Origin of the sequence: Roseivivax halotolerans (genome assembly GCF_900115815.1) — a bacterium.
Taxonomy (GTDB): domain Bacteria; phylum Pseudomonadota; class Alphaproteobacteria; order Rhodobacterales; family Rhodobacteraceae; genus Roseivivax; species Roseivivax halotolerans.
In genome coordinates, this window is record NZ_FOXV01000028.1 from 1 (window position 1) to 7,623 (window position 7,623).

Annotated in this window: 5 protein-coding genes and 2 pseudogenes; 4 read left to right on the forward strand and 3 right to left on the reverse strand. The window is 56.9% G+C overall.

What is annotated here, in order from left to right:
• Positions 1 to 256: 256 nt before the first annotated feature.
• Both BM171_RS18435 and BM171_RS18440 read left to right on the forward strand, forming a co-directional pair.
• A pseudogene (locus BM171_RS18435) lies at positions 257 to 1,233 on the forward strand (IS3 family transposase); the annotation flags it as partial.
• Between the two features lie 583 nt (positions 1,234 to 1,816).
• Positions 1,817 to 2,446 carry a hypothetical protein gene (locus BM171_RS18440; protein ID WP_093016081.1) on the forward strand — a complete coding sequence of 210 codons (630 nt, stop codon included), beginning with the start codon at positions 1,817 to 1,819 and terminating at the stop codon, positions 2,444 to 2,446.
• Positions 2,447 to 2,574: 128 nt separating this feature from the next.
• On the opposite strand, the gene BM171_RS18790 is transcribed toward BM171_RS18440, so the two are convergent.
• Both BM171_RS18790 and BM171_RS18460 read right to left on the reverse strand, forming a co-directional pair.
• Positions 2,575 to 4,158, reverse strand: coding sequence for a hypothetical protein (locus tag BM171_RS18790; RefSeq protein WP_139218755.1), 1,584 nt, complete (start codon positions 4,156 to 4,158; stop codon positions 2,575 to 2,577).
• 101 nt (positions 4,159 to 4,259) lie between these two features.
• Positions 4,260 to 5,284, reverse strand: a pseudogene (locus tag BM171_RS18460) (IS1595 family transposase).
• 67 nt (positions 5,285 to 5,351) lie between these two features.
• Between BM171_RS18460 and BM171_RS18465 the strand changes: the two are divergent.
• Together BM171_RS18465 and BM171_RS18470 are read left to right on the forward strand one after the other, a co-directional pair.
• Positions 5,352 to 6,050, forward strand: coding sequence for a site-specific integrase (locus BM171_RS18465; protein WP_245760346.1), 699 nt, complete (start codon positions 5,352 to 5,354; stop codon positions 6,048 to 6,050).
• A 108-nt stretch (positions 6,051 to 6,158) separates the two neighbouring features.
• A complete protein-coding gene (locus BM171_RS18470; RefSeq protein ID WP_139218756.1) occupies positions 6,159 to 6,431 on the forward strand; it encodes a pyocin activator PrtN family protein in 273 nt (90 codons plus the stop codon).
• A 569-nt stretch (positions 6,432 to 7,000) separates the two neighbouring features.
• Here BM171_RS18470 and BM171_RS18475 read toward each other — a convergent pair.
• Complete coding sequence (locus BM171_RS18475; protein ID WP_093016096.1) at positions 7,001 to 7,498, reverse strand: transglutaminase-like domain-containing protein; 498 nt, start codon at positions 7,496 to 7,498, stop codon at positions 7,001 to 7,003.
• Positions 7,499 to 7,623 lie beyond the last annotated feature (125 nt).

Here is a 7,623-nt window from a genome sequence, read left to right on the forward strand (position 1 = left end):
CTATTTGGGGAGCGCGCGCGCCATGGCGCTCAGCACCCCGACACTGGCCTGGTTTTGCGCCGCCACGTGGCCGGTTATTACTCCGCCGTTGACAACCAGCTCGATCAGCGTCATTCTGTCGTCGGTCATCGTCATCTCCGTTTTTGGTTCAAGGTCTCGCAACCCGAACCTGCCCGAAGATCGACGATGGCCGCCAGCGTCACACCCGGCCGCGCGCTGCGCTACGCCGGGGGCTCCGCGCGCGGCCTCCTACACCAAGCATTGGGACACTACCCCGTCGGAAGTGCGGCGACTGAAGCTGCTCGAAGAGGAGAATGCACGCCTGAAGCGGATGGTCGCGGACCTCTCGCTGGACAAAGCCATGCTGCAGGATGTGCTGTCAAAAAAGGTTTAGCGCCTGCGAAGGCCCGGCGATTGGTTGACTATGTTCAGGGCGTGTTCCAGGTCTCGATCCGGCGAGGCTGCACGGTGCTGGGCTTGCAGAAGTCGACCTACTTCTACAAGGCGCGGCGGCCATCGCAGGCGGCACTGAGAAACCGGATCCGTGAGATTGCCGAGACGCGTGTGCGCTATGGCTATCGTCGGATCCATGTCCTGTTGAGGCGGGAGGGCTGGGAAGTGAATGCCAAGCGCGTCTACCGGCTATATGTCGAGGAAGGCTTGCAGATTCGAAACAAGCGACCAAAGCGCAAGGTTGCGGCCAAGCTTAGGGAGAACCGCAAACCGCCGGTCGCGCCGAATGAGGTTTGGGCGATGGATTTTCTATCCGATCAGCTCTTCGACGGGACAAAGATCAGGGTCCTGACCATCGTCGACACGTTCTCGAAACTCTCACCCGCGATCGATGTCCGAGCGAGGTACACAGGTGCAGACGTCGTGGCGACGCTGGAGCGGGTGACACGGGATCATGGCTTTCCCCGGTCGATACGCGTCGACCAGGGTCCCGAGTTCATCTCGAAGGACCTTGATCTCTGGGCTTACATGAATGGCGTCATCCTGGACTTCAGTCGGCCCGGAAAGCCTACCGACAATGCATTCGCCGAAGCGTTCAACGGCAAAGTCAGGGCAGAGTGCATCGACCAGAACTGGTTCTTGTCGATCGAGGATGCTCGGGTAAAATGCGAGGCGTACCGCCACGAGTACAACACTGAACGACCACACAGCTCGATCGGAAACAAGACCCCGATCGAGTTCATGAAATCCATTGGGGCGACCTGCCACCCAATGGCTTAGAACACGAGAAGACGCTCAAGACAGCGGTCCAGCGTTGGGGGCAGGTCCAATCGGGATAAAACTATCCCAGTTCGTGGACCACTCCAGTGGGGGCACTCCATCGATTTCTCGTCCTCGCTGAACACTATGAGCCCGCGAGCAAACTAACATCGGCCGACGCACCGATAAGCGTGCGACACCGCGCGAAATCACGCGAGCGAAACATGAACATGTACTGCACACAACGCCGTTCAACCACTTGAAATCAGGACCTAATTGCCACCATCCATCATGGGCGCCACGCTTAGCCGCGCTGCTGTTTCAAGTATATTTTTCAACAACTTAGCCTTATCTCCGAATGAGATTCATGTAGTACGCTCGGCGTGGATTTTCGGCGGTTTTCCGAGGTTTTCGATCCAGGATTGCTACCGTGTAGCACATCTGCGCTGCCAGAACACCGCCGCATACTCCGTTCGGATTCGCCCCGCGCGCCGCCACCCTTCGCTCTGTGTCCTACCCAAGGAAGTCGGGATTCAAACTCAGGGTTTCCTGCGCCCGAATGCACCGACTTTCTTCTCACAACAGCGAAGAAGGAAACATTTCCATGACCACCATCGATGACAGCACCAAGAACGTCCTGGCCACTATTACCGCGCAGCAAGCCGCCCGCCGTCAAAGTGCCCCTGCTTGGGAGCAGATTTCGGATCCAGCAGCCACCCCGTTGCCAACTCAGGGCGTTGCCTCCACCGCGTCCGAAACCAACAAGAAAGCCAAGGCCGAGAAGTCGAAAAAGGCTGACGATTTCAAAGAACGGAACATTACCCGCATTCAGACCACTGGTGGCCGTGCAAAATACCGGGTCCAAATCCGACGCAAGGTGAATGGGAAGTCCCGCAGTCTCTGCGAAACTTTCCGGCACTTGGCAAATGCAAAGAAATGGCGGGACAAAAAGCTGGCCGAGATCGAGTTGCACGGTTTCCCTATGCAGATCGCTACCGACACCACGATCGCAGACGTAATTGCCGATCGGCTGAAACGGGGCAAAAAACTTGGCAAGTCTGCCCAGCAAAATATCGAGTATATCCGGGATCACGAATTTGGTGAAACCAAGGTCTCTCTGCTTACGCAACAACAACTTTATGACTTTGCCGAGAAGCTCTTGGATGGCGATCGAACGCCACAAACCGTGGCGGGATACATGACGCATTTGGCCGCGACCTTGAAATGGGTTTAGGCGCGGAACTCTTCTTCCAATCGAGGCTGTGTCTCTGGCCATGGAAACTCTTCCCGTTTATCCACGATAAAAAAGCAAAGATTTCGATGGGCTATGGTCAAGCTTGCTGAATAGCTTGAAGCCAGACCTCAGTAGTCACCATATCCAATTGAGTGCGCTGTCAAAATGAGCGCGATCCCATCCATGTTATCAAGAGCCATCCTGGCACGAGCCACGAGAGCATGTTGTGCGAGCTCGGTGTCGCCGAGTTGGTGAGCAACTCGCGCGGTAGCGTTCGCGATGTATCCGTCACGTGCCCGCAACAGGTCCGGGCTCGAAGCTACTTGCCTCGTTGTCCGCAAAGCCCACTGCTTGAGTTCGGGTTGACGATTGTCGCCTGCGATCTCGCGCGCAATCCGCATAGATACGTAAGCCGAGTCCTCCGGCGAAAGCTGGTCGTTCCATATTTCGGACAGGCGCTCCAGAATTGGCAATGGCATGTCTCGGTCGGCAAAGCCAGCCCACTCAGATGCGGCATCGTCTGCTTGCGATAACAGAGCCTGCGCCACCTCAACATCTCCGACCTCGGCACTTATTTCGGCGATCATGCCGCGCGCTTCATCTGCGAATCCGGACGATCCCCAGTATTGAACGCCGGTGGCGAGGCTCGTGTAGGCGATGGAACGGTCATCAATACGCTTATCCATGGCGCGAGCGAGTAGCTTCGAAACATCGGCGCGATCACCACCCGCCGATTGGAGCGCATCCGCCGCATTCGCCCATTGGAAAACGCTGAGAGAATCATCCGAATGTTCTTCAGCAAGCTTTGCCATCCGGGCTGCCATAACGCGTGACGTTTCACGTAGCCCTCGATCTGCTGTTGCCTGCACGACCCTCAGCATCAAGGAGAAGTTTGGTGTATACCGGCGGTTCGCATGGACATTGAACGCCTTCTGGAAGTAATCAGCCGCTATTAGATTATCTCGTTCGGTTTCGCCGGCCCTCTGAAGTAGATGTGGATTGTTCGTATCGCCTGGATCGGCAAAGGCGAGAACAACATCGGCCCTGGCGAGCTTCCATACTGCAAGGGGCAATCCCACGTTGACGCCGCCAATAGAAAGCGCGTCCAGCACACCCTGTCGGTCTCCCAAGTGGGCAAATAGCTCCGCAGCATACCCAACTTGATATTTGGCTGCTCGGTCGGACTCAGTTCGAGCCCAGTCAAGGATTTGCTTCGCGAGATCTTTTACCGCCAGCTGGTCGTCTTGGCGCGGTTGAGCGGAGCGTTCGAGACCGATTTGCCCATATGGATCTCGTCCGAGGAGCTCGAGGCCCACGATCCAGAGATCACCGCCATCGGCCTCAGGGAAATCCAAAAGCGCTTGATCAAGCGTGGCTCCAGCGCGGAGTTGTTGAGCAAGTCGAAGTTGCGATACGGTTCGTTTTGGGCTGTTCGATGAGGCCGGACGTCCTTGAGCCTGCTCGGGTATCCGTGCGGCCACCGAAGCGCCTTGTTCAAGTTTTCCGGCTCGCGCGAGGGCCACAAGCCATCGATGGTTCTGTGTGTCAGGAGGGTTGATCAATAAATCTGCGAGCCCGATGTCCAGAAGGCATACGGCACCGGGTTGATCGTGGCATTCAGCAAAAGCGGACACCGGCAAGTTAGGTGGAAGTGGGGCCTTCGCCCAAAGGCAAGCCAATCCCGCAATCAGAAGGGTCGCTCGACGCTTCATCGAACACTTGTCATTTTTCGATTCCCGTCCCCACATTCACGCTTTGCATCTCGACTTTAAGGCACTCAACCAACTGAGGGAACTCTGAGTCTCCGGGGGTCTTATGGCCAGCATAGCCCGTATTCTTTCGAGCGGCGGACTTGCTTGCCGACCGCTCCTTGAAGCAAGACGCGCATCTGGTCGACCACCGGAATCGGCTTCCAGGTCGTCGTCGATTTCTCCCGCTCGACACCATCTTTCGTGGTCCATTGCTTGACCACTTCCCGAACGGGATCGCGGTGGTTCCACCGCCAGACGATTTCGTCGAGGTATCGCTGGAGATGCTGTCGCGCCAAGTTGTGGTAGACCCCGACCAAAGCGCGCTGCACTTGGGAGATGACCGCCTCGGCCGTGTTCACGTGGGCGCCGGTCTCCGGGTTGGCATACTCTTTCTGGCTGTGGATCACAATTGGTGGTCGGCCATGGTTTTTCCCAGGCCCCTATAGCTCTTGCTGCCATCGGTCATTAGGCTCGTCGTCTCGGGGTCGATCCATTCCAGGAGAACCGGCTCGAGCGTCGCCCTCTTGTCATCGGAAACGACTCTGGCTCGCGCCTGTCCGTCGCGAGAGGTCGCCACGAAAATCATCGGCTTCCCTGTGCCCTTGCCGCGTGGATTATAGGCCCCTGAAAGGGATTTCGGGGCTCCCCCGACATATGCCTCGTCCACCTCGACAATGTCCTCCAGCGGCAGCAGCTCGGCGTTCCGGTCGTCCATCATTTCCCGTATGGCGTGGCCCATCTTCCATGCGGTCTTCTGGTTCACGCCAAGCAGTCATGCCATCACGACCGAGGAGATACCCTTGCTTGATGTGAGCACCAGGAACATCGCGCAGATCCAGATACGCAAGTCGAGCTTGGTGCCATGCATCGGGGTGAGCGTGGTGACCGTGAACTGGAGACGACAGTCTCGACACTGGTAGAGTCCCGGTCGGCAGGTCCGGCCGCGCAGCGCCGAAGTGTCCACCGATCCACAATGCGGGCAGTGCCTGCCGGTCGACCATATGATCCCCTCCAGAAAGCGTCGCGCGTGCATCTCGCTCGGCATCCGTTTCCAGATGTCAGGGATCGACTTCAGTTCGGTGATCATCCGGGCTCTCCGCTCGTTCTGCCAGCCGAGCAATATTGGCCAAGCGGGTGTTCAGCGAAGAATAAACTTGGAAAATCGCGCAAAATGCGGCGATATCGCGGAAAAGCTAAGCCAAGTCAGAGTCTTGCGCTATTGGTTGCTTTTTCTCGTGGATAAGCGGGAAACTCTTTGGGAAGACGAAATTCTGGCTCGGTCCGAGGAAAGAAACCGGCGGCCCCAAATGGCGGAACTCGATGCGATCCTTACCGCCATCTCTACCAACCGTCGCCAACAGCTTCCCGTCGCGGTCCTCGTAGTTTTTGCGATTTACTCGGGACGAAGGCTTGGCGAGATCTGCCGGCTTCGTTGGGAGGATCTGCGAGAGGACAAGAGCCAGATCCTCGTTCGCGACATGAAGCACCCGCGCAAGAAAAAGGGTAACAATGTTTGGTGCAAACTGCCGTCGGAGGCACTGGCGATCATCCAAGCAATGCCCCGCAATTCCGAGTTAATCTTTCCATTTTCCGAAAGGTCCATCGGCACAGCCTATCGCCGTCATCGAGACAAGGTCGGGATCATGGATCTGCGCTTCCATGATTTCCGACATGAGGCCGTCAGTCGCCAGTTTGAGATGGGCATGCCCGCGTCGTTTGTTGCCAAGATCTCCGGACACAAGAACGGTGGCTGCCTTTTCCGATACGAGCATGTTGAAGAAATCGGTGACAAGTTTGCTGATTGGCTGTGGTTCGACCGTGTGCTGGAGATGTGCCAGGCGCTTCACATGTAGGCGCGCGGCCCATGCCGCTTCTTTCGAGGATAGGAATCAAACCAACTGGTGAAAAATCGCGGTGAACCGAGGTCCTCTTCGGAACATGAAGAGAAAGTGGAAAACCTCATGAAAACGATCGACCTCCTCCTTGCCCGCTTCGGCGGAGAGCCGGTGATCCCCCTCGAGATCGCGGCGAATTACTGGAACTACAAGCCGGATACCTTGAAGCAGAAGATCGATGATGGCGAAATCCGGATCCCGTACTTCAGCTTGGACGATGCCAGCCAAAAAGCACGCAGGGTCGTCCGGCTTACGGATCTCGCTGCCTTAATCGATCTCAAATACTCCGCCGCCACGGCGAAGTTTCACGATCGATGGGCTGAACTCGATGCTGTCTGAGTACACGGGAGGGCGCGGAGGACATCTGCACGCCCTCCCCCTTTAACCGACAGTCTGAGCCGGTCATACTGCCCAGGCCTCATGGGCCGTCTATCGACACGGCGTACATCGAGGACCAGTCCCCGCTCTTTCCGGGCTGCTACTGTACGAGCCGCCGCGAACCTCCGGCGGCGTCCCGGCTGCTGGCAGACGCACTCCGCTGACAAACGGTTTGGATTTTAAACTCGGCTTTCCCCCTCAGGTGACACTCGGCGGCAACCGGATGTTGAATCCCAGCACAAACGACTTCTTCTGCCATGCGGCGCAACAGCTCTTGGTCGCTGACCAGAGGCAGCTAAGGGCCGTTGGCTTACCCGGACGAATGGGCGGACAGCCGACATTCGCGGCACGCGCGAAGCTGGTTGCCTTCGGCATCAATAGCGGACACCCGCCGTTTTGATGCGTGGACGTCCAAAGTGCTGTCGAATGAGATGTTAGTTCCGACCGCAAGTTCATGTTCCGACATTCGTCGGTAAGATCAAATCCAAGTGCACTTCCTCCGAGACTGGTGAAAGTTCAGTGGCGAGTCATCACAAGCGCAGGCTTTGATCGTTTTGTATATCTACTCTCACGCTCAAAGAATGGAGATCAGTATTTCTTCCACGAAAGTAGCCCATGATCGGTGAGACCTGCTGAATTCTTCGCGCTACAGCGACGGGTACAAGGTTGATTGAACCAACTGATCTGTTTGTTGGATCGAATGGGATCCAGCCAGCCCCGGGAACGAAGATTTCGACCCATGCATGCGTGGATCCGGCGCCTACCGACCCAACTTGGCCTCCCGATTGATTGAATAGGTAGCCTGACACCAGCCTTGCCCCGAAGCCAAGCGTTCGGACCGCTTCAGCCAATAAAACGGCGAAGTCACGGCATGACCCCCAGCCTCTGTCGATGGTCTCCAGAGGCCCTTGTGTGCCCTCGGTTTCGCGGCATTCGTAGGAAATTCCAGCGTTAATTCCGCTACTGATATCTTTCAGAAGTGACAGTGTATCTGTCGGACGTGCTGCGACGAAACGTTCGACCCAAATCGAGAGGCGTCCTGAGCTGTCGGAATACTGTGGTCTGCCCCCACCGAGTGGTCCAGTTAGTTTGTTAGTGCATGGTCGGCCTCTGGTCTATCGGCACGATGCTCTCTGGCGCTGGTGGACGGTAT

Bases quoted from the DNA above. Each gene is read 5' to 3' on its own strand.
- BM171_RS18470 (WP_139218756.1), top strand. From the start codon at position 6,159: ATGAAAACGATCGACCTCCTCCTTGCCCGCTTCGGCGGAGAGCCGGTG.
- BM171_RS18440 (WP_093016081.1), top strand. From the start codon at position 1,817: ATGACCACCATCGATGACAGCACCAAGAACGTCCTGGCCACTATTACC.
- BM171_RS18790 (WP_139218755.1), bottom strand. From the start codon at position 4,158: ATGAAGCGTCGAGCGACCCTTCTGATTGCGGGATTGGCTTGCCTTTGG.